The sequence below is a fragment of the Sphingomonas sp. BL-S-29 genome, assembly GCF_055521495.1.
In genome coordinates, this window is sequence record NZ_CM145482.1 from 4,339,902 (window position 1) to 4,364,974 (window position 25,073).

Genomic DNA, 25,073 nt, shown 5'->3' on the forward strand with positions numbered 1-25,073 from the left:
CAAAGGGCGGGCACGGCCCTCGCCGCACCCGCCCCTGCCTCACGATCGCAAGTGGCTCAGAAAGCCTTCACCAGTCCGGCCATCGGCCGAACGCTGTGCGCCGCGCCAAAGGTGTTGACCTCGCCGCGCACCCGGATACCGCTCTTGGTGCCGACCTCGACGCCGGCGCCATAGGTCATCGCGTGATAGTCGCGGCTATTGTCGCCGAACTTGTCGAAATTAACCCACTGATAGCCGACCTTGCCGTAAAACAGGCCGTTCTGGCCCGCGCGCACGCCGACCCGGCCGGCCGCGCCATATTCCCAGTCGATATCGCCCGAGACCCCCTTCGCGACATTGCCCTCGGCACCGACGAACAGCGGCCCCGCCACGGTCACATTGACGCCGGCGACGCCCTGGACGAGCGCGCCGTTCAGCCGATCGTGACGGTTCACCGATTGCGGGATGCCCGCGTTGCGCTCGTTATCGAACTGCTCCCAGCCGCCCGTCACGCCGACATAGGGCTCGATTCGCGAAGGCCGGCTGCCGTCGGATGCTGTGTCGGCCTGTCCATTGTCCTGCGCGATGGCGGGGACGGCGACGAATGCGGCCGCTGCGGCGGTCACGATGAAAAGCTTACGCATGGTGTACACCTTTGTTGTTACTCCCCAGGGGCCGGACGCCTTACGCATGCCGACATCGCCGAGGTCCGTCCCAACCCCTCAGTTCCGGCTACGTTGCACTGCGGGGCAAATAAGCCGGGCACGGGTCGGAACTGCGGCTTTCGGGCAACGGTTTCTGTCGCCCCGATGAATGAAACATGGCGGAAATCGTCCTTTTTCAGGCATTTGGAGGGCGGTGCTGGACAAAGATTTGGGCGCGCCAAATCCGATTTTGATTTGCGATGCGCTGCACCATCTATGGGCCCGGCCGCCTATCGCGCCGGTGCCTATGTACGTGCCTGAAAATGGGTGCGCGGTTCCGCCGCGCATCGAGAGCCCCGTTTATGGGTGCTTTTTTCACCAGCTCCACTCGAGCGGTGACCGGCCCCGGAAAAACTTCCGGGGCCCTGTCCAGTTCGGCTTGGCTTACTTGCTCAGCTGCCCGCGGATCGCACCCTTGGGGAAGGTCGCGTTGTGGACGTTGACATAATAGTCACCCGGGTTTGCTGCGATCGCGGCCGAGACTTCGGCCGTCACGGGCTTGCAGCCCTCGGAGCTGCCGCTGGTCGGCGCGTCGAACGGCACCACCACTGGTCCGGACACGCCGGCCGCACCCTTGTGGATGTGCGCCATCGTCGCCGGCTCGATGCCGGATACGGTGAGCTTGTAGCAGACCTCGTTTTTGGTCGTGTCGACCGTCACCTTGGCGCTGCCAGTCCCGTCGGCATCGCTGTCGGCGCTGCCGGCGAGTGTCGCCGTGAGCGGGACGGGATCGGCGGCGAGTGCGGGCGTGGTCGTCATCGCCGCGGCGAGAGTGAGCAGGATCAGTCGCATCGCGTTCTCCTAGATCGTCCAGGCGCCCGGCCGGCGCGATACGCATCCGGCCGCCGCCATGGCCGCGTGGTTGTGAGCCCGGGGCAATCGCCGGTCAATGTGGGAAGGCGCGGGCACGCATCGGCTCGTCTCATCCGCGCGGCGCACCCGGGTCTTCCGGCGCGGCGAGGCCGACGCCGCTCATCAACCGGTCGTATCGCGACCGGTCTGTCTCGCTGATCCCCAGCGAGATCGCGAGGCCTGACAGGGCGCCGATCGCGACGATCAGCCCGATGCGCAACCAGGGTCCGGGCGGGCGCACCTCAGGGTCGGGGCGGCTGTTCCAGTCCTTCGCCCGCCGCTTGCGGACTTCCGCGCGGTGCCATTGATAATCGCGTGCCATCCCTCGCCCCTAGGAGCGAATGGTAACCCGATCGCTAAAACAGGCGCCGTCGCGCGGTTGAAATACCACCAGCTTGAGGTCTTTAGTCGGATATATCGCCGACTATGCCCGCGCACCCTCGACGACACCGCCCGAGTTATGGCGGAGTGCCTTGAGCACGGTATCGACGATGGCATCGGCATCGAGGCCGGCCTCGGCATATTGCTTTTCGGGCTTGTCCTGGTCCTGGAAGACATCGGGCAGGCGCATGGTGCGGATCTTGAGGCCCGCATCGACCAGCCCGGTGTCGCTGGCAAGCGTCAGCACATGCGCCCCGAGCCCGCCGATCGACCCTTCCTCGATCGTCACCGCCACCTCATGCGTGGTCAGCAGCTTGCGGATCAGCGCCTCGTCGAGCGGCTTGACGAAGCGCAGGTCGGCGACCGTGGTGGAGAGCCCCCGCGCATCGAGCGCATCGGCTGCCTTCAGTGCCTCGCCAAGGCGCGTGCCGAGCGACAGGATCGCCACCTTGTGCCCCGTGCGCACGATGCGGCCCTTGCCGATCTCGAGCAGCTCGGGCGTCTCGGGCAGATCGACCCCCGTGCCGTTGCCGCGCGGATAGCGCACCGCGATCGGCCCGCTGTCATGTTCGACGCAGGTATGCGTCATGTGCACCAGTTCGGCCTCGTCGGCCGCCGCCATCACCACGAAATTGGGCAGTGTCGCGAGATAGGTCACGTCGAAGCTGCCGGCATGCGTCGCCCCGTCGGCACCGACCAGCCCGGCCCGGTCGATCGCGAACCGGACCGGCAGGTTCTGGATCGCCACGTCGTGCACGACCTGGTCGTACGCGCGCTGCAGGAAGGTCGAGTAGATCGCACAGAATGGCCGCATGCCCTGCGCGGCAAGCCCGGCGGCAAAGGTCACCGCATGCTGCTCGGCGATGCCCACATCGAAGAAGCGATCGGGATAGGCCTGGGCAAAGGCATCGAGCCCGGTGCCAGAGGGCATCGCCGCGGTGATCGCGCAGATGCGCGGGTCAGTCGCGGCTTCGGCCACCAGCGCTGCGCCGAACACATTCTGGTAGGCCGGCGGCCCCGGCGGCGCCTTGGCCTGGGCACCGGTGATCACGTCGAACTTCTGCACGCCGTGATATTTGTCGGCCGCCGCCTCGGCCGGCGCATAGCCCTTGCCCTTCTTGGTCACGACATGGACCAGGATCGGGCCTTCCTCAGCATCGCGCACATTCTCCAGCACCGGGATCAGCTGGTCGAGGTTATGCCCGTCGACCGGGCCGACATAATAAAAGCCCAGCTCCTCGAACAAGGTCCCGCCCATCGCCATGCCGCGCGCGAACGAATCGGTCTTCTTCGCCGCCGAATGCAGCGGCCGCGGCAGCTTGCGCGCCAGGCGCCGCGCCAGCTCGCGCAAGGACAGGAACTCCCGGCTCGACACGATGCGCGACAGATAGGCCGACAAGCCCCCCACCGGCGGCGCGATCGACATGTCATTGTCGTTGAGGATCACGATCAGCCGGTTGCCGGCGGCCTCCGCATTGTTCATCGCCTCATAGGCCATGCCCGCCGACATCGCCCCGTCGCCGATCACCGCGATCGCCTTGCCCGGCTGATCCTTGATCTTGTTGGCGATCGCAAAACCCAAAGCCGACGAGATCGAGGTCGACGAATGCGCCGCACCGAACGGGTCATATTCGCTCTCGCTGCGCTTGGTGAAACCCGACAGCCCCCCGCCCATGCGCAGCGTGCGGATCCGGTCCCTGCGCCCGGTCAGGATCTTGTGCGGATAGCATTGGTGACCCACGTCCCAGATCAGCCGGTCGCGCGGCGTGTCGAACACATAATGGATCGCCGTCGTCAGCTCGACCACACCCAGCCCCGAGCCGAGATGACCCCCCGTCACCCCCACCGCCGCAATCGTCTCCGCCCGCAACTCGTCGGCCAGCTGCCGAAGCCGGGTCGGGGAAAGCGCCCTGAGATCCGCGGGCGTATGAACCGTGTCGAGCAACGGGGTCGAAGGAACGTCAGACATCGCGCCTGCTTAGCGGACGCGAAGAAGTGTGTCGATTGTTGTGGCGGTTGCGAGTGCTTCTTGACGACATGTGCACAGGATCGTGACACTGCCGACCATGGACCTCACGCATCGCCTCGCCACCGAAGCCGACATTCCGGCGATTCGCATCCTGATGGACCGCGCGATCGAGGCACTGCAACGTCCGTTCCTGTCGCCCGAAGAAGTAGCGGCTAGCCGGTTGAGCATGGGCCTCGACAGCCAGCTCATCGCCGACCGGACCTATTTCCTGGTCGAGACGACGGGCCGCCTGGCGGGGTGCGGCGGCTGGAGTCGCCGGGCGACGCTTTATGGCGGCGATCACAGCGCCGCGTTGCGCGACCCGAAACTGCTCGATCCGGCGACGGACGCGGCGCGGATCCGGGCGATGTACACCGATCCGGATTTCACGCGGCGCGGCGTGGGCCGGCTGGTGCTGCGGCTGTGCGAAACGGCCGCTCGGGAGGCGGGATTCGCCCGGGCCGAGATGATGGCGACGCTTGCCGGCGAACCGCTCTATCTCGCCTGCGGCTATGCGCCGATCGAGCGGGTGATGAAATTATCGGCGGAAGGTGCACCGGTCCCCGGCGTCCGCATGGGCAAGCCGCTGGTTTAAGCGGCGTCCTCATGCTCGCAATCGGCGCATTTGCCGCGCACCTCGATCACCGGCCGAACCGGCGAGAAGCCGGCTGCCTCGGCGGCTGAACGAACGCCGCTGGTGATGCGATCATTGTCGAGATGAGTCGTCTGGCCGCAGGTGTCGCAGACCAGGAAGATGCAGTCGTGCAGGCAATCCGGATGCGCATTGGCGACATAGGCGTTCGAGCTCTCGACTCGCCGCGCCAGGTTCGCGCCGACGAACAGGTCGAGGATGCGATAGACGCTGTTCGCCGCGACCCGGCGCCCCTCGGTCTTCGATACCGCCTCGGCGATGTCATAAGCGCTTGCCGGCTTGTCGAAGCCAGCGAGCGCCTCGAAGATCTGGGCGCGCATCGTCGTCCACTGCTCGCCCGATTTCTCGAGCGTCTCGCGCGCTGCCTTTGAAAGGTCAGCGCCCTGCGGTTCGTGATGGTGATGATGTGCGGCCATGGGGTTCAATTTAGGCACTGCCGCCCCCCGCGGCAAGTAAAGTCCTAGTAGGTCGCCCGGCGGTTCAGATCATGGCCGAGTGCGAGGATCGCGACGCCGATCAGAGTCCACACCGTCTCCGTGCCGCCGTCATGCGGCATGGTGATCGCACCCGCCATGATGCCGAGGCCGAGCGAGCCGACCACCGCCGGCATCATATAGCCATGCGCGAAGATGCCGCGGCCGAGCGCCAGCACGCCGAAGCCGATCGCGACGGTCAGGCCGATCTCGTGGAACAGCGGGTTGAGCAGCAGGCCGCCGGCCGATGCCGCGAGCGCCAGGAACACCGAACTCGCCAGGCAGTGCACCGCGCACAGCCCGGACAGGCCGATCGCGAATCGATCGAACCGCGACTCGAGCCACGCAAAAGCGGGGAAATGGGAATGGACATGCGTTGTCATTGTGCGGGTCATTTGGCACAGCATAGCGCAAGTTACAATATATCATCGATGATTTTTCGACGAACCGATCGTCGCAATCCCGAATCCCAATCCTGAATCGACGCGCGCGTGCGATGGGGCTAGAGGCGGAGCATGCTTCAGGCCTCTTCGCTCGCCCATCCATCGCGGCCGCGCGCCCTTGCCGTGTGGCTGTTTTCGGTCGCCGGGCTGATCGTGCTGATGGTGGTGATCGGCGGCATCACCCGCCTGACCGAGTCGGGCCTGTCGATCACGGAGTGGAAGCCGATCAGCGGCATCATCCCACCGCTTACCGATGCGGCGTGGCAGGCCGAGTTCGACCATTACAAACGCATCCCCGAATATACCCAGATCAACAGCGGCATGACGCTGGCCGGGTTCAAGGCGATCTTCTTCTGGGAATATACGCACCGGCTGCTCGGCCGCTTGATCGGCATGGCCTTCGCGCTGCCGCTGCTGTGGTTCGCGGTCCGCCGGCGCATTCCCCCCGGCTATGGCTGGCGTCTGGTCGCGCTGCTTGCGCTGGGGGGGCTTCAGGGCGCGATCGGCTGGTGGATGGTCGCCTCGGGCCTGTCGGTACGTACCGATGTCAGCCATGTCCGGCTCGCGGTGCACCTGATCACCGCGCTGGTGCTCCTGTCGGGCCTGGTCTGGACCGCGCTCGACCTGCGCGCCTTGGCGGAGAGCCGCCTCGCCGCCCCTGCCTCGCTCAAGCCGCTCGCGGTGGTCGCGCTCGCGCTGCTGTTCAGCCAGATCATGTTCGGCGCCTTCACCGCCGGGCTCGACGCGGGCTACGCCTTTTCGAGCTGGCCGCTGATGGGCAATGCCCTCTTCCCGGCGGGCGTGGCGTTCATCGAGCCGATCTGGCGCAACGCGGTCGACAATCCGGTGGTGGTGCAGTTCATCCACCGCTGGTTCGCGTTTGTCGCGGCGACCGCGCTGATCATCCTGGCGCTGCGGGCGATCCGCCAGGGCGGGGTCATCGCCGGGCGCATGCTCGTCTGGCTGGTGGTGTTGCAGATCCTGCTGGGTATCGCGACCCTGCTCAGCGGGGTGCAGATCGTCATCGCGATCGCGCATCAGGCCAATGCCGCGCTGACGCTGATCGCTGCGACCTTCGCCGCGCATGCGATCGGCCGCGCGACGCGGTGAGCCGAATCCAGCTCGTCCGGACCAGCTTCGGCAGCGCCGACGAAGCCGCGCGCGTTGCGCGGGCGATGATCGAGGATCGCCTCGCTGCCTGCGCCTCGATCGCGCCGATCCGCTCCATCTATCGCTGGCAGGGCAAGGTCGAGACCGACGACGAGATGGCGGTCCTGTTCAAGACCACCGGCGACCGGGTCGCCGCGCTGAAGGCGGCGATCATGGCGCAGCACAGCTACGACCTGCCCGTCATCGAAACCTGGGAGGCCGAAGTCGACCCGGCGGTCGGCGACTGGATCTATGAGGAAACCGTGCCGGTATCCTGATACCCGTCATGAAACCGGCCTTTCGCTTGACTTTTTTAGGCCTTCCTCACATTAGCCCGCCATCAGCGCCGTCCCGTGGGGGCGGCGCATGTCGTTTGAACGAAAGAGGTCTGGCCCCATGAAGGCGCTGATGAAGACCACCAAGTCGGTAAAGCCGCACGAGGTGGAGAAGAAATGGCATATCGTCGATGCCGACGGCCTGGTGGTCGGTCGCGCAGCCTCGATCATCGCCAATGTCCTGCGCGGCAAGCACAAGCCGAGCTTCACCCCCCATGTCGATTGCGGTGACAATGTCATCGTCATCAACGCGGACAAGATCCGGTTCACGGGCAACAAGCTCAAGGACAAGATCTATTACCGCCACACCGGCTATGCCGGCGGCATCAAGGGCGTCGCAGCGGGCAAGATCCTCGAGGGTCGCTTCCCGGAGCGCGTCCTGGAAAAGGCGATCGAGCGCATGATCCCGCGCGGCCCGCTCGGCCGTGAGCAGATGCGCAACCTTCGCGTCTTCTCGGGCAGCGAGCATCCGCACGCAGCGCAGAACCCCGAAGTCCTCGACATCGGTTCGATGAACCGCAAGAACAAGGTGGGCAATTGATGTCCGACAATCGTCAGTCCCTTTCCGATCTCGCGACCCTGACCAGCCAGCCGGCACCGGTCGCAGCCACGTCGACGGTTCTCGCCGGTGACGAATATGCGCCCGCCGCTCCTGTCGTCGTCCGCGAGCCGATGCCCCTGCGCGAGCAGATCCTCGACAAGTTCGGCCGCGCCTATGCGACCGGCCGCCGCAAGGACGCCGTCGCACGCGTCTGGATCAAGCCGGGCACCGGCAAGATCACGATCAACGGGCGCGACCAGGAAGTGTATTTCGCACGTCCGACGCTGCGCCTCGTCATCAACCAGCCGTTCGGTGTCGCCGAGCGTGACGGTCAGTATGACGTGGTCTGCACCGTCAAGGGCGGCGGGCTTTCGGGCCAGGCCGGCGCGGTCAAGCACGGCATCAGCCAGGCGCTGACCAAGTTCGAGCCGATCCTGCGCGCGCCCGTCAAGGCCGCCGGGTTCCTGACCCGCGACAGCCGCACGGTCGAGCGCAAGAAGTACGGCCGCGCCAAGGCACGCCGCAGCTTCCAGTTCTCGAAGCGCTGAGTCGTTCTCGATTTCGCGAAATGGGGCGGTCCGGCAACGGGCCGCCCTTTTTCGTTCTCCCCTTTCGCGAGGCGCTGGGCTAGCTTCCCCGGAAATCAGACGGAGAAAATGCGTTGGCTTTGCACGATCCCGTAACGGCCCGCATCGTGACGTTCATCGAACAGGTCGGCATCCCGGTGGAAACCGATTCAGTCCCCGAGGCCTCATTCCTTCCCGCGATCACGATCCGGAACGGCGCGGTCGTCTATGATCCAGCGCGGCTCGAATGGCCGGGCGATCTGCTGCACGAGGCGGGACACGTCGCCGTGACGCCGCCGGAGGAGCGGTCCACGCTCAGCGAGATCCGGTCCGACCCCGCCGAGGAGATGTCGGCAATCGCCTGGTCCTATGCCGCGGCGCTGGCGATGGAGCTGGATCCCAGAGTGGTGTTCCACGAGCATGGCTATCGCGGCGGCAGTGACTCGCTGCTCGAGAATTTCGCCGAGGGCCGGTATCTCGCCGTGCCGATGCTGCAATATTACGGGATGACGCTGGAGAAGCGCCCGGCGGCGGAACGCGGCGAAGAGCCCTATCCGCACATGGTGTCGTGGCTTCGGACCCGTCCGAAGGACCTGTGAGCCGCACCATGACGACAGCGCATAAGGCGGGCGGCAGAAGAGGCATGATTCCCGTGATGAAGCGTTGGCTCGTGCTGCTGGGACTCATCCTGCTCCCTGCGGCGGCCTCGGCGCAGGATGCGAAGGGCGACTGGGCGGGTACGCTCCAGATCAACATGTCGGTCAAGCTTCGCCTGGCCGTCCATATCGTCGCCGCCGAAAGTGGCGCGCTGACGGGGACGCTCGACAGCCTGGATCAGCAGGCGCTCGGTATGCCGCTTGCCAATCTGGCCACTGCATCGGGTAGCCTCTCCTTCGACGTACCCGCCGTGAAGGGGCATTATGAAGCGACCTGGAACGACCCGGCGAAAAGCTGGTCAGGCACCTGGAGCCAGCTGGGCCAGAGCTGGCCGCTCTCGCTGAGCGCCGGCACCAGGGAATCGCTCGCGCCCGCACCGCCAAAGCCGTTGCCCGCCAATTGGTCGATTCCCGACAAGGCCGCGATCAACGCGCTGATCGATCGACGCCTTGCCGGTCGCGCCGGCGAAGTGATGGTGATCGGCATAGCCGACGCCTCGGGCCACCGTCTCACCGGCCGCGGTCCGGCGGGCGCAGTGGCGTTCGACGGAACGACATTGTTCGAGATCGGGTCGATGTCGAAGGTCTTCACCTCGCTGCTGCTCGCCGACATGGTCCGGCGCGGCGAGGTGGCACTTGACGATCCGGCGGAGAAATATCTTCCGGCCGGCGCGAAGATGCCGATGCGCGCCGGCCGGAAGATCACGCTCGAGGATCTCGCGACGCATCGCTCGGGGCTGCCACGCCTGCCCGACAATCTCTCCTTTGCCGATCCGGCCAATCCCTATGCCGATTACAGCGAGGCCAATCTGCTCGACTTTCTCGGCCGCTATGCGCTGACGCGGGACATTGGCAGCCAGTTTGAATATTCCAACCTGGGTGTCGGGCTGCTCGGCTATCTGCTCGCGCGGCGGACGGGCGCCGATTACGAGACGTTGCTCAAGCAGCGGATCACCATCCCGCTCGGCATGCGCGACACGACGATCACGCTGACACCCGCGCAAAAGGCACGCTTCGCCATCGGTCATGACCAATATATGCGGCCGACCAGCGCCTGGGACCTGCCGACATTGGCCGGGGCCGGGGCGATACGATCGACCGTCAACGACCTGCTCCTCTTTCTCGACGCCAGTATCGGCACCAAAGCCTCTCCGCTCGCGCCCGCGATGAAGGCGATGCTGGCGAAACGCTGGCCGGGGGTCTCGCCCCACGTCGCCACCGGTCTCGGCTGGATGGTCCTGACGACGTCCTCCGGCGACATCGTCTTCCACGACGGCGGGACGGGCGGGTTCCGCACCGCGATGGCCTATGATCCAGCCAGGCGGCGTGGCGCCGTAGTCCTCACCAATGCGGCGATCGAGGAGTCGATCAGCGACATTGCCTTTCATCTCTTGCTGGGTGCACCGGTGGCGCCGCCCGCTCCAGTGCCGCCGGCGCCAAAGCCGGTCGCCACACGCACCGCGATCGAGTTGCCAGCCGCCGAGCTCGATCGGGTCGTCGGACGTTATCGCTTCACCGCCCAGCTCGACATGACCGTCACGCGCGATGGGTCGGGGCTGAAAGCGCAGCTCACCGGCCAGCCGGCCTTCCCGATCTTCGCCGAGGCACCGCTCAACTTTTTCTGGCGGGTGGTCGATGCTCAGGTCGCGTTCACCGCCGATCCGGGTCGCCAGGCAACCGGCGTGGTGCTCCATCAGGGTGGCGGCACGATGACGGGGACGCGCGTCACTCCCTGACGATCGGTGCGGCAACGAACGCCGGGTCGTTCATGCCACCTCGCCCGGGCGATATTCCGTGAACAGGCCGCATTGATGGACCAGCGCGCCGAACCATGGGTGGTCGAGCGCGAGGGTGAAGGCGAACCAGCCATGGTCGCAGTCGATATGGCCGATGCTGAGCCGGCCGGGACTCAGCCAGCGCGGCAGGCGAAGGCGGAGCGGGCCGAGGCGCCAGAAATAATGATCGCTGTCGAAATAGAGCGCTTCGTTCTCGACCCGCAGTTTCAGCGCAATGCCGAAGCCCATGCCGAGATATTCCTCGATGCCGGTGGGGCCGGCGAAGCGCTTGGAGCTGTGGATCACCTGGGGGAAGCCGGCGTGGCGACTGTACTGGCGAGTCCAGAACTGGCCGCCGCCGCCCGCATCCTCGGTCACGCACACCGCCGCGGCGACGCCGGTATCGGTGGTGAGCGGCAGCGGCGCGCCGACCAGGCGGCAGGCCTGGGCGAAGAGCCAGCCGAGCTGGCTCATCCGGCATTCGACGATCTCGCCGACATAGCTGATCGTCTGAGTCGCGAGCGCCTTACGCCCGAACCGGGCGCGGACGGCGGGCGGGAGGCTGGCCCAGCCCGCCTCGCCGAGCAGCTGGCGGAAACGGGGGTCGATGACGGTGACGCCGGTGCGCGGCGCGTGCTGCGGAACGGGGCTTCGAGGGGTCGCGATGCTTGCCACTTCTTCCTCCTGTTCCGGTTATTTCTGTTAAATCAGAAATTACAGATTATGGAGGCGGAGTCAAGGCGGGAGGTAGCGGATCAGTTGGGAGGGGGCTTTTTTTGTTCCTTCCCCGGCGAAGGCCGGGGCCCAGTCGGGGGACAGTTCTGGTTCGCGTTGCGCGTCGTCACAGCAGCCTTTCCAACTGGGCCCCGGCCTTCGCCGGGGAAGAAGGAAGGGAAAACGCCCTATCCCACCCTCTCCTTCGGCAGCACCGCGTCCGGCTCCGGCCCGAGCGTGCGCAGGACCACGTCGAAACGCGCGTCCTCTATGCGGATCTCGTTGAACGATGGCGGCGAGTCGCGGGTGCGTTCGGAGAGGGTGCCGGCCCCGATCATCCGAATCTTGCGGCCAGCCGCCTCGTGAGCCACGTCGAACGGGTCGTGGACATGGCCGGTCAGCACCGCGCTCGCGCCCGCTGCCGCCAGCGCCGCGAAGGCCTCGGCGCCGTTGCGGGTCGAGGAAGTCATGCGGGTATGCGCCTCGATCAGCGGGTGGTGGCAGGCGACGAAGACCAAAGCGTCCTTCGGCGCCGCCTCGACCAGCGCCAGCGCCTTTTGCAAGGCGCGCGTGCTGACATGACCCTTGGACCAGTTGAGCCGCCACTGCGCGCGCGCGGTCGTGACCATCGGGACGATCGCCACCCCGGGCAGGTCGAGCGGGCGCTCGATCAGCCGCTCGATCGCGTCGATCCGTCCATAAGGGCGGAAGAAGCGCGCGATCGGGTTGAAATAGGGCAGGTCGTGATTGCCCACCTCGACCGTCACCGGCACGCCGAGCCCCTGCAGCCAGGCAAGACCGGCGGCGAATTCGTGCGCCCGCGCGCGCATGGTGAGATCACCGGTCATGATCACCGCATCGGGCTGCTCGGCGCGCACGAGACCGTCGAACCAGGCGATCGCGGCGCGATCCTCGCGGCCGAAATGCACGTCGCTGACATGGAACAGGCGTATCATGTGGCCTCCACGGTCGCGATGAACATCTCGCGCCCGATTCCGCCGGTGATGGTGACATTAGCATCGAGTTTGACCGGCTCGCCGTCGAACAGCGCCTGGACCGGCTTGTGTCCGGCGATGCGCAGCCGCTTGGCCTGGACCTCAGTGACCTGCGCCGCCGCGACCCAGTCTCCGGTCAGCCATTCCCAACCGAGCGCGGCGATCGACCGCCAGTCGCGCGCGTCGACGGCGGCGACGTCGAGATGGTCGGGCTCGGGCGTGACGAACACCGCCTGGGCGTGGTGGCGCAGGCCCGGCACGCCTTCCAGCCGAATCCCGCGCGAGAAGGTGCGGCGCCACGCAGCGAGGATCGCCCGACCAAGCCCGCGCAGCCGCCGCGACCGCACCAGCTCGCGCGCCCGGACCCAGGTGGCGGCCGGGCCGAGGATCAGCCCGACAAAGGCGCGGTGCGGCCCCGCCTCGACATAGGGCAATGCGATCCGCCTGCCCCCTTGCTTCGCCGCATGGACGATCGTGGCGGGATCGGCATTGCCGTGGAGCGCCTTGGCGAGCAGATTCATCGTGCCGCCCGGCAGGATGAGGATGGCGCCGGTCCAGTCGGCGAGCCTGCAGGCCGCGGCGTTGATCGTGCCGTCGCCGGCGAACAGCACGACCGTGTCGACTCCCTCGGCATCGAGGCGATCGGCGTCGGGCAGGTCGTCCTCGGGAAAGGCAGTACGACCGACGAGTTGCAGGTCATGTTCGGCGAACACGGCTTCGATCGCCGTGGCTTTTGCCGCCGTCGCCGTGCCGGAGGCGGTGTTGGTGATGAACCACAGTTTCTGCATGACACCTCCAACGCGCGAGAAGAGAGAAAGGTGACGCGCCGCGCGCGGCGCGATAGGCAGCAGGCGACAAAAGCGGAGAGCTCATGCCCAATCTCTACAACCGGTTCGTCGAAGCCTTCACGCCGCGATCCGACGCGCCGTTCATCATCCGCCCGAACGGCGGCACGATCACCTATGCCGATCTCCACGCGGCAACGGGGCGGATCGCCAATTTGTTCGTCTCGTTGGGTATCGAGCGGGGCGACCGGATCGCGATGCAGGTCGACAAGTCGGCGGAAGGGCTGCTGGTCTATCTCGCCACCCTGCGCATCGGCGCGATCCACCTGCCGCTCAACCCGGCCTATACCGCGCGCGAGCTGGATTATTTCCTGCGCGATGCCGAGCCAGCGCTGTTTATCTGCAGCCCGGCGAACGAGCCGGTGCTGGGACCGCTGTGCCGGGAAATCGGCGTTCCTCATGTGATGACCCTCGGCAAGGCTGGGGACGGCAGCCTGATCGAAGCTGCAGAAGCAATGCCCGCCGACTTCGCGACCGTCGATGTCGCGGGCGATGAGCTGGCGGCGATCCTCTACACCTCGGGCACGACCGGGCGCTCCAAGGGCGCGATGCTGACGCACGACAATCTCGCCTCCAACGCCGAGACGCTGGTCGATCTGTGGCGCTTCACGAAGGACGATGTGCTGCTCCACGCACTGCCGACCTTCCACACGCACGGGCTGTTCGTCGCGACCAACATCATCCTGCTCACGGGCGCGCGGATGATCTTCCTGCCGGCGTTCGATCTCGACACGATGATTCGGCTGCTGCCGCGATGCACGACGATGATGGGCGTGCCGACCTTCTATTCGCGGCTGCTGTCGCGGCCGGAGTTCACGCGAGACCTGGTCAGGGACATGCGGCTGTTCGTGTCGGGATCGGCCCCGCTGTCGGCGGAGGTCCACCGCGAGTTCAGCGCGCGCACCGGGCATGCCATCCTCGAACGCTACGGCATGACCGAGACCAACATGAACAGCTCCAACCCCTATGACGGGGACCGGGTGCCGGGCAGCGTCGGCTTCCCGCTGCCGGGCGTGGAGATCCGCATCACCGATGCCGAGACGGCCACGCCGCTCGCGCAGGGCGAGATCGGCATGATCGAGGTGCGCGGCCCCAATGTGTTCAAGGGTTATTGGCGGATGCCGGAGAAGACCGCCGAGGAGAAGCGGACCGACGGCTATTTCATCACCGGCGATGTCGGCAGTTACGACGAGCGCGGCTATCTGTTCATCTCGGGCCGGCAAAAGGACCTGATCATCTCGGGCGGCCTCAACGTCTATCCGGCCGAGGTCGAGGCGCTGATCGACGAGATGGCGGGCGTCGCCGAATGCGCAGTGATCGGCGTGCCGCATCCCGACCTGGGCGAAGGCGTAGTCGCGGTGATCGCGGCGAAGGCGCCGGGCGCGGTGGATGCGCAGGGCGTGAAAGCGGCGCTCGCCGATACGCTGGCGTCGTTCAAGCGACCGAAACAGGTCTATGTGGTCGACGAATTGCCGCGCAACGCGATGGGCAAGGTGCAGAAGGCGGAACTGCGCAAAACCTATGCCGGGACCTTCCAGGCATGAAAGGACAGCATGATGTTGCCAGCCCGCACCTATAGCGTTTCGATCGATCGCGACTGGCGCGCGCTGTACGAGGAGATCTGGCGGCCGGAATTCTTCACCAAATGGGCGTCCGGTCTCGCCGAATCCGATCTGCGCGCCGAAGGCGATGGCTGGACGGCGGACGGGCCGGAGGGGCCGATCCGCATCCGCTTCACGGCCCATAACGACTATGGCGTGATGGATCATTTCGTCGATGTCGGCGCCGACGGCGAAGTCCATATCCCGCTGCGCGTCGTACAGAATGGTGACGGCGCCGAGGTGATGCTGACGCTCTATCGCCAGCCCGGCATGAGCGACGAGAAATTCGCCGCCGACGCGAAATGGATCAATGCCGACCTGAAATCGCTGAAGGCGCTGTTCACGCCGCAGCGCGGCCGGAACGGATAAGGGGTCATGTCCAAAGCCACGCCGGCAACCCGCGCGCTTTCCGCTGCCGGTATCGCCTTCACCGTTCACGCTTATGACTATGATCCGGGCGCCGAGCGGATCGGACTCCAGGCAGCCGAGGCGCTGGGCGAGCCACCGCAGCGCGTGCTCAAGACGCTGATGGCGCTGGTCGACGGCAAGCCCGTCTGCGTGGTGCTGCCGTCGGATCGCGAGGTCGCGATGAAGAAGCTGGCCGCCGCGTTCGGCGGAAAGGCGGCCGAGATGATGAAACCGGCCGATGCCGAGCGGCTGACCGGCTATCATGTCGGCGGGATCAGCCCGTTCGGCCAGAAGCGCCGCGTGCCGACCGCGATCGAGCAGGCGGCGCTGGGCGAGGCGCTGGTCTATATCAATGCCGGCCAGCGCGGCCTTCAGGTCCGGCTCGATCCGAAGGCGGCGGCGGCGATTCTCGGGGCGGTCGCGGCGGCGATCGTCAGCTAGGCACCGCTTGCAGGAAAATCCGCGCCGGGCTATCGGCGCGTCAGGCGATCCGGCTGAAAATGTCGGAAAGCTACCGGCCGATACGCCAGAAATGGCGGAAAAGCGGGTTCGCGGGTGTAGCTCAATGGCAGAGCAGAAGCTTCCCAAGCTTACGACGAGGGTTCGATTCCCTTCACCCGCTCCAGATTTTCGGCTCTCCCGTATTCCGCACGCTGAAGCCGAACGGGGAGAGAGAATTTCATGACGACAGCAGCACCCCGCATCGTGATCATCGGCGGCGGCCATGCCGGCGCGAACGCGGCCGCATCGCTGCGTCAGGCCGGGCATGACGGCGAGATCGTGATGATCTCCGAAGAGGCCGTGCTGCCTTATCATCGCCCGCCGCTGTCCAAGGCCTATCTCAAGGGCGGGTCGACGCTCGAGGCACTGTATCTGCGGCCGGCCAAATTCTACGAGACCAACCGGATCGAGACGATCCTCGGCGCGCGCGCGACCGGAATCGACACGGCGCGCAAGATCGTGACGCTGGCGGACGGGCGCGAGATCGGCTGGGAATTGCTGATCCTCGCCACCGGATCGGTCGCGCGGCGGCTGGACGGGCCGGGAGCCGATCTCGACGGCGTGCATGTGCTGCGCGACATCAAGGACGCCGAGGCGCTGCAGGCGCGGATCGTCGAGGGCGCGAAGCTGGTCATCATCGGCGCCGGCTATATCGGGCTCGAGGTCGCCGCCTCGGCGCGCGAGCTGGGCGCTGAGGTGACCATCCTGGAACGCGAGCCGCGCATCCTGTCGCGCGTGGCGTGCGAGGAGCTTTCCGGTTTCTTCCACCGCTTCCATGCGAGCCGCGGCGTGACGTTCCGCACGGGCGTGTCGGTCGCAGGGCTGCACGGCGAGGACGGTCAGGTGCGATCGGTCGAGCTGTCCGACGGCGAAGTGCTGCCCGCCGATGTGGTGCTGGTCGGGATCGGCGGGGCGCCCTGCGATGCGCTGGCCAGGGCGGCGGGCCTGCATTGCGACAATGGCGTGATCGTCGATCTGGCGGGGCGGACGTCGGTGCCCGGCATCTATGCGATCGGCGACCTGACGCGCCGGCCGATGCCGCATTATGGCGACCGCATGTTCCGGCTGGAAAGCGTGCCCAATGCGGTCGACCAAGCCAAGGCAGTCGCGGCCGACATCATGGGCAAGCCCCTGCCCGCGCCCGACCTGCCCTGGTTCTGGTCCGACCAATATGAGCTGAAGCTGCAGATCGCCGGCGTGCCGTTCGACGCCGACCGCCAGATCGTGCGGCATACGCCGGACAAGGAGAACAGCTTCTCCATCTTCCATATGAGCGGCGACCGGATCGTCGCGGTCGAGGCGGTGAACGCGCTGGGCGATTTCGTTGCGGGCAAGAAGCTGATCATGAGCGGGCAGGCGGTGGATATCGCGAAACTGTCCGATGCGAGCGTGGCGGTGAAGACGCTGATCGCCGCTTCGGGCGATTGAAGAGCGCAAGTCATCGCCCGCGATCCGGGCGCACCGCATGAACAGTGTTTCGACCACGAAGTAACGCATCGCCGCCACCGGGGTACGGTCGCAACTATTCGGGTATTTTTGCCACCCAACGTCGACCCCGATTTTTCGGGCTTCGGGCGACGTTTCGGCATGCGTGTTGGAGATTTTTACAGAGACCCGACACGCGATCCAACAGATCGAGCCTGGCGGTGAAAATCTGTAGTGGAGAATTTCACGGGCTTTATTCGACGAATTTCGAGAATCGATAGGGTTTGACCTGAACGGTATTTGGTCGCGTCGATCGTATGGCGTTGCCGGCATTTCGCGACCTCCCTTCAGCCTGACCGAACAGGTTAGGGCAGATGACGGCGCGTTAGAATCGAGCCAGTTTCTTCCGCTTCCCCGGCGAAGGCCGGGGCCCAGTTGGGAAGGCGGGAGCAACAGCGCGAAGCGCTACCCAATTGACCTCCCCCAACTGGACCCCGGCCTTCGCCGGGGAAGGTCAGGGAGGAAGGCTCAGCCTACCCGTTCGAAGCTGATCGTCCTCTTGTCGGGGTCGGCCGCGACCAGTTTCACGTTCAGGGCATCGCCCGGCGCCACATGGTGGGCGGTGATGCGCGCGACCACCGGCAGGTCGCTCAGCTGCATGCGCGCACCGCGATCGTCGAGGTCAGTGACAACCGCCGGAAACACCTCGCCCTCGCGCCCGCGCAGCATCGTGGCCTCGGCCATGTCGATCACCGCACGGTCGATCTGGCCGCTCAGGGAATCGGCACGGGCCATGACGGAGGGAAGCTGGGTGAAGGCAGCCGTCACCACCTCGGGCACGGGCTGGCCGTTGGCGATCGCGAGGGTGGCGCGGACGACATAGCGGTCGGCGAGGCGGCGGAGTGGCGCGGTCGCATGGGCATAGGTCGCGGCCATGGCGGCGTGCCAGGGGATGACGCCCTCGCGAAAGGGCACGTAGCTCGCCCCCTCGCCTGCGCGGCGGATCGCCAGCATGAACGCGGCCTGTTTCGGATTCCGGGGATCGAGCCTGCGGCTGAACTGGTCGAGCGTCGCGGTTGCCGGCCAGTTCAGGCCGAAGGCGCGCGCGGTGAGGCGCAAGCGCTTGATCGCACCTTCATTGGGTTCGGCCATGACGCGGAACAGGCCCGTCCCGTGGGCCTGAAGCGCATCGGCGATGGCGAGGTTGGTGGCGAGCGACATCGCCGCGTTGCGCACTTCCGACTCGAGCACGGGCCGGAACAGCAGCTTGAAGCGCCCGTCGCCGAGCGCATCGACTTCCTGTTCGGGCGGATCGACACGGGCGGCGCCGCGCCGGTCCTCGGCACCCTGGATGCGGCGCGCCAGCTCGTCGAAATCGGCGGGCAGGTCGGCCGGGGTCACGCTGTCATAGGCCAGCTTTGCGCGGCTGCGGATAACGGCGCGCTCGGCTCCGTCGAGATGCACCGCGCCATCGGGCGCGACGCGCACGGTGAAGATCACCGCGGGGCGCGGGCCGGTGGGCAGCAGGCTGGCAGCGCCTTCGGCCAGCACCGGCGGATAAAGCCCGGCCTTGCCGTCGGGCAGATATTGCGTGGCGCCGCGATGCCAAGCCTCGGCATCGAGCGCGTCGCCGTCGTCGACGAACCAGGCGACATCGGCGATGGCGTAATGGAGCAGAAGATCGGCGCCGCTGCGATCGATGCAGAAAGCCTGATCGAGATCGGTCGAACTGGCCGGATCGAGCGTGACAAAGGGCCGGTCGGTGCGGTCGGCATGTTCGGTCGGCACGCGTTTCGCGGCGGCCTCGGCGGCGGCGAGCACCGCGGGCGGGAAGGAATCCGGCACCTGAAACTGGGCGCGGATCGCGGCAAGGCCGGCGGCCAGCGCTTTATCGGGATCGGCGAGCGCCTTCATTGCCGCCTGCCGTACACGCTGCGCGTGAAATGGGGAAGACGGGAGCGGGCCAGCGGGGCCTGCGACACCGGAGGGGAATTGGAGCGATTCCCGGTGCCAGTTTTCCCGGCTCGGCGTCGTGGCTGCCGGCTCCCTTGCGCGGAGTCGCGTTCGGGCCAACACACGGACAGGAAAAGCAATTCACTCTCCCATGCAGCACAGGCGCGGCCTGCGCCGACCTGGTCCAGCCCATTTCCGAAGGATGGAACTCACCATCAGGGCGTTGTCCGGGGGGAGAGGCTGCGGTACGCTTCCACGTCCGGGAGACAAGCACATGGCCACCCTTCAACCGGTACGCAAGCTCACCATCGTGGCGAAGGATCCCGCGCTGCGGATCGGCAAGGACGGGCCGATGGCGTTCGCCCAGGTCGACGTGCCCGCCGAGATCCTTGCCGCCGGGCCGACCGGCTACAGGATCAAGGTGGTCGATTACAATGCGACCGAACGCCGCGCCTATGCCAACCGGAAACAATATCAGGACGCGACCGGCGCGCTGCTCGACCCGTTCGCGCCGGGCAGGAACGAGACGATCCAGGATCCGGCCTATCAGGCGCGCCTGCTCGCCGACCCGAATTTCCACGCGCAGAATTGCTACGCGATCGCGATGCGGACGCTCGGCCTGTTCGAGCGGGCGCTCGGGCGCCGCGTGTCCTGGTCGTCGGGCGGGCATCAGCTCCACATCGCGCCGCATGCCTTCGCTCTCGCCAACGCCTTTTATTCGGAACCCGACCGCGCGCTGATGTTCGGCTATTTCTTCGACGCCGCGGGCAAGCCGATCTTCACCGCGCTGAGCCATGACGTCGTGGCGCACGAAACCACGCATGCGGTGCTCGACGGACTGCGATCCCGCTACACCGAGCCTTCCGGCCCCGATCAGGCCGCGTTCCATGAGGGGCTGGCGGATATCGTCGCGATTCTGTCGATCTTCTCGCTCCGCGAGGTGGTGGTGGCGGGGCTCGACCCGGCGCTCACCCTGCCCGGCCCCGGCGAACCGCTGCGTTTCATCAACGCGGACAAGGTCACTTCTTATGCCATCCGCCGATCGATCCTGCTCGGCATCGGGGCCGAGATCGGCATGACCACGGGCGGCGGCCGCGGCGCGCTGCGCCAGTCGGTCGAGATCGCGCCCGACCCGGCGATTCTCGACCGGCCCGGCATGGCCGAGCCGCACAATCGCGGCGAAGTGCTGGTCGCGGCGATGATGCATGCCTTTGTCGCGTTGTGGTCGGCCCGGATCGAGCAGCTCGGCACCTTCAAGGGCGAGACCTATAATCTCGCCGCGGTCGTCGACGAAGGCGCCAAGGCGGCGGCCCAGCTGCTCCAGATGGCGATCCGGGCGCTCGATTATTGCCCACCGACCGATGTGGATTTCAGCCAGTTCCTCACCGCCCTGCTGACCGCCGACCGCGAGCTGGTGCCGGACGACAGCCGGTTCGGCTATCGCGGCACGGTCAAGACATCGTTCGCCGCCTATGGCATCTTGCCGCCCGCCGGCGCGAGCGACGCCGAAGGATGCTGGCGGCGGTTCGACCAGGCCGACTCGCTCAGCTATTCGCGCAGCAATTCGGAGGCGCTGACCCGCGACCTGGACGAGTGTTTCCGCTTCCTGTGGGAGAACCGCCATGCGCTCGACATCAGCGACCGGGGCTATACCGAAGTGGTGTCGATCGACACCTCGCTGAGGATCGATCCGGACGGCATCCCGTTCCGCGAAACCATCTGCCAATATATCCAGCTGGGCCATTTCTTCGGCGCCGAGCTCCAGGCGCTGCTGAAGATGGAGCCGCTTCCCGAGGGTTTCACGACACGAAGCAGCGCCAATATCCTGGGCGGGGGCGTCGTCGTCTTCGACCAATATGGGCGAGTCAAATATCACATCGCCAACGCGCTGCTCGACGGACCGCGCCAGCAGCGCCGACTCGAATATCTGCGCGACACCGGCCAGCTGACGACGCGGCGCGACGACGCGCGCAGCCGGTTCGCGAACCTGCATCTTGCGCGGATGGAGGGCTGACCGATGGCCGCGACCCCCGTGACCGCAACGATCAACGCCTATCAGGTCGGGTTCGGCGACTGTTTCCTGCTGCGCCTCGACTATGACGACGGCAGCGCCCGGCACATCCTGATCGATTTCGGCACCACCAAGCTGCCGGACGATCCGGCGGTGAACATGAAGCGCATTGCCGACGACGTCGCCGCGCGCTGTGGCGGGAAGCTCGACATCGTCGTCGCCACGCACCGCCATGCCGACCATATCAGCGGCTTCACGACTCAGGCGGACGGCAAGGGCCCGGGCGACGTCATCCGCGGCCTGAAGCCGCGGCGCGTGGTCCAGCCATGGACCGAGGCCCCCGACGCGCCCGAGGATTGGGAAGGCCCCGAGGGCGTGAGCCCGGCGACCGCGTTCGCCGCGCGCCGCCAGTCGCTGGACAATATGCATGCGGTGGCGGAATCGGTCGTGCAGCGGCTCAACCGCAAGGACGGGTTCGACCCGCGCTGGCCGCTGGCATCGCGCCTGCGCTTCATCGGCGAGGACAATATCAAGAACGTCTCCGCGGTGAAGAACCTGGCGACCATGGCGGGCGACAAGAAGAACAACCTTTATGTCTTCCACGGCTGCAAGCTGAAGCTCAGCCAGATCCTGCCGGGCGTGAAGGTCCATGTGCTCGGCCCGCCGACCCTGCGGCAGACCGAGACGATCAGGAAACAGGCAGCGAAGAATGCCGACGAGTTCTGGCTGCGCGCGCCGGCGATGCTGGCGCTGGGCGCTGACGGCGCGGCGGCATCGAACACGGACAGCATGTTGTTCCCCGGGCTGAAGCGCACGGACAGCTTTCGCAAATCGAAGCTGCCGACCGAGATGCGCTGGGTCGCCGAACGGATCGATACCGCCGAGGCCGAACAGATGCTGGGCATCGTCACCGCGCTGGACAATGCGATGAACAATACCAGCGTCATCCTGTTGTTCGAGGCGGGATCGAAGAAGCTGCTCTTCCCGGGCGACGCGCAGCTCGAGAACTGGATGTTCGCGCTCCAGTCCCCGATGGCCAAGCTGCTCGACAGCGTGGATGTCTACAAGGTCGGCCATCATGGCAGCCTCAACGCGACGCCGAAATCGATGTGGAACCGCTTTAGCAAGCGCGGCAAGGCGGGCACACCCGACCGGATGACCTCGGTCATGTCGACCATGGCGGGCAAGCATGGCGGCAAGAACGGCGCGCCGACCGAGGTGCCGCGGCAACCGCTGGTCGATGCGCTGAAGGCCGACACCAATTTGTTCAACACCCAGGATTTGGGCAGCGGGGAGCTGTGCCAGACCGTGGTGATCGATTTGCGGCCGGCTTAACTAGCCAGGTAAGGTCAGGACCGTTCGTCTCGAGTAGCCATCGAGTAGCTCCGCAGGAGCGTAGCGAGATGGCGTATCGAGAGACATGTGATCCGCCCGGAACAGTGCCTCGATACGAGCCCTCGATACGCGCCTGCGGCGCTACTCGGTCTCACTCGGCACGAACGGGAGAATTTGACGTTATCGGATCTAAATCTCCCGCCTGGGCAGCCGGGCGAAGCCGCTTTGCCAGCGCCGGCCGACCCGGTTCGGCGCGCGGGCGCCGGTCATCAGCAGCCGCTCGATCCGGCCCGGTGCCGTGGCATGGACCGGGGCCTTGCGCCCGGGCTCCTCGAGCGGCGGCTGTTCCAGCCCTTCTGCCTGGAGCGCCCAGAGCTGCTGAAAGGCGCCGCGTTCACGCAGCAGACGCTGCGGCGCGCCGTCCTCGACCACGCGGCCATGCTCGATCACCAGGATGCGGTCGAAGGTGGCGACGGTCGACAGCCGGTGCGCGACGGCGAGCACGGTGCGGTCGGCCATCAACGCCGCCACGCCGGCCTGCACCTCGAGCTCCGAGCCGGTATCCAGCGCCGAGGTCGCTTCGTCGAGCAGGACGATCCGCGCATCCTTCAGAAAGGCGCGCGCGATGCCGATGCGCTGGCGCTGGCCACCCGACAGGTTGGTGCCGCGCTCGCCGGCGATGCTGTCATAGCCGTTCGGCATCTGGCGGATGAACGCGTCGCAATGCGCCGCCTCGGCCGCGCGATACACCTCCGCGTCGGTCGCGTCGGGACGGGCGAAGCGGATATTCTCGAGGATCGTACGGTGGAACAGCAGCACTTCCTGCGGCACCACGGCGACTGACTCGTGCAGCGTCTCCTGCGTGACGCCGTCGATCGCCTGGCCGTCGATCAGCACGCGGCCGGCCTGCGTGTCGTAGAGACGCTGCAGCAGCTGGAGGATGGTCGACTTGCCCGCGCCCGACGCCCCGACGATGCCGACCTTCTGCCCGGCGGGGATGTCGATCGAGACGTCATGCAGCACCGGGCGGTGCGGATCATAGCCGAAGGTGACGTTTTCCAGCCGGATCGCGCCCGCGCCGCGGCGCAGGGCCGGCGCACCCGGCGCATCGACCACCTTGTGCGGCTTGCCGACGATGTCGAGCGTCTCGCCGAGATAGCTGAACTGCTGGCTGGTATCGATCAGCGCCATCGCCAGATCGCGCGAGCCGTTGAGCATGCGGAAAGTCATCGAGCTGATCATCACCACATCGCCCGCGGTGATGCTGCCGGCCGACCAGCGGCTGACCGCGTAGAGCAGGGTCGCGCCGACCAGCGCGACCAGCGCGACGTCATGAAGGCAGCGTACACGCTCGACGAAGAACCAGCCCTTGCGCTGGGCATCCGCTTCGTCCTCGAAAAAGCCGCGCAGGCGATCGAGCTCGCGGCGGCGCGCGGCAAAGGCCTTCACCGCCCAGATATTGCTGATCAGGTCGACCAGCTCGCCGCCGCAATTGCCGGCGCGGCGGGCGAATTCCTTGTGATGGACATCGCCGCCAAGGCCGACCCCGACCAGGACCACGCCCACCACCACGACGAACAAGGCGAGCAGGACGGCCATGCGCACGTCGATCGACAGGAAGATGATCACCGCGCCCGCAAAGGAGATCAGCGGCGGGACGATCTCCATCAGGATGCGGTGGGTGATCGCGCTGAACGAGCCGGTGAGCGCGGAAACGCGGTGGCCAAGCGAGCCGGCCCGCTCATTCTGGAAGAAGGAAAGCTGATGGCCGCTGAGATGATCGACCATGTCGAGCCGGATCCGTACGCCGGTCGACACCGTCATGCGGCAGAGCAGCCTGGCCGACAGGCGGACGAGGATGCTTTCCAGCGTGACCAGCCCGACAAACGCGATCAGCGCGGTCTGGACCGGCCCCATCACGCGACCCGGCGCGGCCATCGCGTCGATCAGCAGCTTCATCGCATATTGGATGCCGACCGAGCTCGATGCGCTGGCGACCACCATGGCGGTGAGCAGGAGAAAGCCCCAGGGACGGGCGGCGAGATAATGGGCGATGAACCGGGCAGGCCGGGCGACATAGGGCAATGGTGCGATCCCTTGTTATCGTCGGTTGCAGTGCAGCAACGTTCGTAACGCCGAGAGCGGCGCGAAGATGAACGGCAGATGAAATTTTCTTCAGGCCGCCCTGAAAACACGACGAGATCAAGGCGTTGCCAGGTGAATCGCCTATTAAATGTCCGGTCCGGCCCGGTTCGTTCTTTTGCGGCAGACAGGCTTTGACGAAGCCGGAGCGCTGGGCCAAGGCTGCTGCTTCCCCACAGGAGAGGATGAGCATGCGGAACGGTGCATCGATCATGGGTCTTGCCTTGGCGGCGCTGGCGCTGTCCGCCGCCCCGCCTCTGGCTACGTCAGGTCGGGCCGCCGGCCTCCCCCAGGCCCGCGCGACGAGCTGCGACAATCCCAAGACCGCGTTCGACAATGTCTATTGCGAGCGCAAGGTCTATATGCAGGCCGATACCGACCTGAACGCCGCCTACAAGAAGCTGCGCCCGCTGCTGACGGTGGCTGATCGCGCCACGCTGTTGCAGTCGCAGCGCGCCTGGATCCGCCAGCGGGACCAGCGCTGCGGGCTGAGCGAGGGCGACTCGATCAAGGTCGACCTGGTCTGTGCCAAGGACATGACGATCGAGCGCACCAACTGGCTGAACGACCGCTCGCGCGAATGCACCAGCTCCGGCTGTCGGTCGAGCCGGCTCGACGAATGACGCCGC

General features: G+C 66.5%; 25 protein-coding genes and 1 tRNA gene. 15 read left to right on the top strand and 11 right to left on the bottom strand.

What is annotated here, in order from left to right; translation table 11 throughout:
• Window positions 1–56: 56 nt before the first annotated feature.
• The 4 genes from ACZ1I2_RS20625 to dxs form a co-directional block, all read right to left on the bottom strand.
• Complete coding sequence (locus tag ACZ1I2_RS20625; protein WP_465172309.1) at window positions 57–623, bottom strand: opacity protein; 567 nt, start codon at window positions 621–623, stop codon at window positions 57–59.
• Between the two features lie 444 nt (window positions 624–1,067).
• Window positions 1,068–1,475, bottom strand: coding sequence for a CHRD domain-containing protein (locus tag ACZ1I2_RS20630; protein WP_465172308.1), 408 nt, complete (start codon window positions 1,473–1,475; stop codon window positions 1,068–1,070).
• A 130-nt stretch (window positions 1,476–1,605) separates the two neighbouring features.
• Window positions 1,606–1,857 carry a hypothetical protein gene (locus ACZ1I2_RS20635; protein ID WP_465172307.1) on the bottom strand — a complete coding sequence of 84 codons (252 nt, stop codon included), beginning with the start codon at window positions 1,855–1,857 and terminating at the stop codon, window positions 1,606–1,608.
• A 102-nt stretch (window positions 1,858–1,959) separates the two neighbouring features.
• A complete protein-coding gene (gene dxs, locus ACZ1I2_RS20640; RefSeq protein WP_465176006.1) occupies window positions 1,960–3,885 on the bottom strand; it encodes a 1-deoxy-D-xylulose-5-phosphate synthase in 1,926 nt (641 codons plus the stop codon).
• 97 nt (window positions 3,886–3,982) lie between these two features.
• Here dxs and ACZ1I2_RS20645 point away from each other — a divergent pair, with 97 nt between their 5' ends.
• Window positions 3,983–4,519, top strand: coding sequence for a GNAT family N-acetyltransferase (locus tag ACZ1I2_RS20645; protein WP_465173884.1), 537 nt, complete (start codon window positions 3,983–3,985; stop codon window positions 4,517–4,519).
• Here ACZ1I2_RS20645 and ACZ1I2_RS20650 read toward each other — a convergent pair.
• Window positions 4,516–4,992: a Fur family transcriptional regulator gene (locus ACZ1I2_RS20650; protein WP_372857177.1), complete on the bottom strand. Its 477-nt coding sequence runs from the start codon at window positions 4,990–4,992 to the stop codon at window positions 4,516–4,518. The genes ACZ1I2_RS20645 and ACZ1I2_RS20650 overlap by 4 nt on opposite strands.
• A gap of 44 nt (window positions 4,993–5,036) precedes the next feature.
• Window positions 5,037–5,444 carry a MerC domain-containing protein gene (locus ACZ1I2_RS20655; RefSeq protein WP_465176005.1) on the bottom strand — a complete coding sequence of 136 codons (408 nt, stop codon included), beginning with the start codon at window positions 5,442–5,444 and terminating at the stop codon, window positions 5,037–5,039.
• Window positions 5,445–5,564: 120 nt separating this feature from the next.
• Here ACZ1I2_RS20655 and ACZ1I2_RS20660 point away from each other — a divergent pair, with 120 nt between their 5' ends.
• From ACZ1I2_RS20660 to ACZ1I2_RS20685, 6 genes are all read left to right on the top strand, one after another.
• The gene (locus tag ACZ1I2_RS20660) at window positions 5,565–6,602 is read left to right on the top strand and encodes a COX15/CtaA family protein (protein ID WP_465172304.1); all 1,038 of its coding nucleotides are present in this window, start codon (window positions 5,565–5,567) and stop codon (window positions 6,600–6,602) included.
• A complete protein-coding gene (cutA, locus tag ACZ1I2_RS20665; protein WP_465176004.1) occupies window positions 6,599–6,919 on the top strand; it encodes a divalent-cation tolerance protein CutA in 321 nt (106 codons plus the stop codon). The genes ACZ1I2_RS20660 and cutA overlap by 4 nt, the downstream gene beginning before the upstream one ends.
• 118 nt (window positions 6,920–7,037) lie before the next feature.
• Window positions 7,038–7,517, top strand: coding sequence for a 50S ribosomal protein L13 (gene rplM, locus ACZ1I2_RS20670; protein WP_465172302.1), 480 nt, complete (start codon window positions 7,038–7,040; stop codon window positions 7,515–7,517).
• Window positions 7,517–8,065 (top strand): 30S ribosomal protein S9, encoded by a 549-nt coding sequence (gene rpsI, locus ACZ1I2_RS20675; protein WP_465172301.1) that lies wholly within the window; start codon window positions 7,517–7,519, stop codon window positions 8,063–8,065. The genes rplM and rpsI overlap by 1 nt, the downstream gene beginning before the upstream one ends.
• A 113-nt stretch (window positions 8,066–8,178) precedes the next feature.
• Window positions 8,179–8,682 carry a hypothetical protein gene (locus tag ACZ1I2_RS20680; protein WP_465176003.1) on the top strand — a complete coding sequence of 168 codons (504 nt, stop codon included), beginning with the start codon at window positions 8,179–8,181 and terminating at the stop codon, window positions 8,680–8,682.
• A 56-nt stretch (window positions 8,683–8,738) separates the two neighbouring features.
• Window positions 8,739–10,475, top strand: a complete 1,737-nt coding sequence (locus ACZ1I2_RS20685; protein WP_465176002.1) for a serine hydrolase — start codon at window positions 8,739–8,741, stop codon at window positions 10,473–10,475.
• A 30-nt stretch (window positions 10,476–10,505) separates the two neighbouring features.
• Here ACZ1I2_RS20685 and ACZ1I2_RS20690 read toward each other — a convergent pair whose 3' ends face one another.
• The 3 genes from ACZ1I2_RS20690 to ACZ1I2_RS20700 form a co-directional block, all read right to left on the bottom strand.
• Window positions 10,506–11,189 (bottom strand): DUF4166 domain-containing protein, encoded by a 684-nt coding sequence (locus ACZ1I2_RS20690; RefSeq protein WP_465176001.1) that lies wholly within the window; start codon window positions 11,187–11,189, stop codon window positions 10,506–10,508.
• A gap of 227 nt (window positions 11,190–11,416) precedes the next feature.
• Window positions 11,417–12,184 carry a metallophosphoesterase family protein gene (locus ACZ1I2_RS20695; RefSeq protein ID WP_465176000.1) on the bottom strand — a complete coding sequence of 256 codons (768 nt, stop codon included), beginning with the start codon at window positions 12,182–12,184 and terminating at the stop codon, window positions 11,417–11,419.
• Window positions 12,181–13,011: a diacylglycerol/lipid kinase family protein gene (locus tag ACZ1I2_RS20700; RefSeq protein WP_465175999.1), complete on the bottom strand. Its 831-nt coding sequence runs from the start codon at window positions 13,009–13,011 to the stop codon at window positions 12,181–12,183. The genes ACZ1I2_RS20695 and ACZ1I2_RS20700 overlap by 4 nt, the downstream gene beginning before the upstream one ends.
• Before the next feature lie 83 nt (window positions 13,012–13,094).
• On the opposite strand from ACZ1I2_RS20700, the gene ACZ1I2_RS20705 reads away from it, so the two are divergent.
• The 5 genes from ACZ1I2_RS20705 to ACZ1I2_RS20725 all read left to right on the top strand — a co-directional run bounded on the left by ACZ1I2_RS20705 (window position 13,095) and on the right by ACZ1I2_RS20725 (window position 17,006).
• The gene (locus ACZ1I2_RS20705; RefSeq protein WP_465175998.1) at window positions 13,095–14,612 is read left to right on the top strand and encodes a malonate--CoA ligase; all 1,518 of its coding nucleotides are present in this window, start codon (window positions 13,095–13,097) and stop codon (window positions 14,610–14,612) included.
• Between the two features lie 9 nt (window positions 14,613–14,621).
• Entirely contained in the window at window positions 14,622–15,038 is a 417-nt protein-coding gene (locus tag ACZ1I2_RS20710) for a polyketide cyclase (protein ID WP_465175997.1), read from the top strand.
• 6 nt (window positions 15,039–15,044) lie between these two features.
• Window positions 15,045–15,518, top strand: coding sequence for a Cys-tRNA(Pro) deacylase (gene ybaK / locus ACZ1I2_RS20715; protein ID WP_465175996.1), 474 nt, complete (start codon window positions 15,045–15,047; stop codon window positions 15,516–15,518).
• Window positions 15,519–15,628: 110 nt separating this feature from the next.
• Window positions 15,629–15,702, top strand: a tRNA-Gly gene (locus ACZ1I2_RS20720).
• A 56-nt stretch (window positions 15,703–15,758) separates the two neighbouring features.
• The gene (locus ACZ1I2_RS20725; RefSeq protein WP_465175995.1) at window positions 15,759–17,006 is read left to right on the top strand and encodes an NAD(P)/FAD-dependent oxidoreductase; all 1,248 of its coding nucleotides are present in this window, start codon (window positions 15,759–15,761) and stop codon (window positions 17,004–17,006) included.
• Window positions 17,007–17,531: 525 nt separating this feature from the next.
• Here ACZ1I2_RS20725 and ACZ1I2_RS20730 read toward each other — a convergent pair.
• The gene (locus ACZ1I2_RS20730; protein WP_465175994.1) at window positions 17,532–18,917 is read right to left on the bottom strand and encodes an RNB domain-containing ribonuclease; all 1,386 of its coding nucleotides are present in this window, start codon (window positions 18,915–18,917) and stop codon (window positions 17,532–17,534) included.
• A gap of 313 nt (window positions 18,918–19,230) precedes the next feature.
• Here ACZ1I2_RS20730 and ACZ1I2_RS20735 point away from each other — a divergent pair, with 313 nt between their 5' ends.
• Together ACZ1I2_RS20735 and ACZ1I2_RS20740 are read left to right on the top strand one after the other, a co-directional pair.
• Window positions 19,231–20,970 carry a hypothetical protein gene (locus ACZ1I2_RS20735; RefSeq protein WP_465175993.1) on the top strand — a complete coding sequence of 580 codons (1,740 nt, stop codon included), beginning with the start codon at window positions 19,231–19,233 and terminating at the stop codon, window positions 20,968–20,970.
• Window positions 20,971–20,973: 3 nt separating this feature from the next.
• The gene (locus ACZ1I2_RS20740) at window positions 20,974–22,302 is read left to right on the top strand and encodes a ComEC/Rec2 family competence protein (RefSeq protein WP_465175992.1); all 1,329 of its coding nucleotides are present in this window, start codon (window positions 20,974–20,976) and stop codon (window positions 22,300–22,302) included.
• A 189-nt stretch (window positions 22,303–22,491) separates the two neighbouring features.
• Here the strand turns inward: ACZ1I2_RS20740 and ACZ1I2_RS20745 are convergent, their stop codons facing one another.
• Window positions 22,492–24,387: an ABC transporter ATP-binding protein gene (locus ACZ1I2_RS20745; RefSeq protein ID WP_465175991.1), complete on the bottom strand. Its 1,896-nt coding sequence runs from the start codon at window positions 24,385–24,387 to the stop codon at window positions 22,492–22,494.
• Window positions 24,388–24,635: 248 nt separating this feature from the next.
• Here ACZ1I2_RS20745 and ACZ1I2_RS20750 point away from each other — a divergent pair, with 248 nt between their 5' ends.
• Complete coding sequence (locus tag ACZ1I2_RS20750; RefSeq protein WP_465172287.1) at window positions 24,636–25,067, top strand: lysozyme inhibitor LprI family protein; 432 nt, start codon at window positions 24,636–24,638, stop codon at window positions 25,065–25,067.
• The last annotated feature ends 6 nt before the right edge of the window (window positions 25,068–25,073 follow it).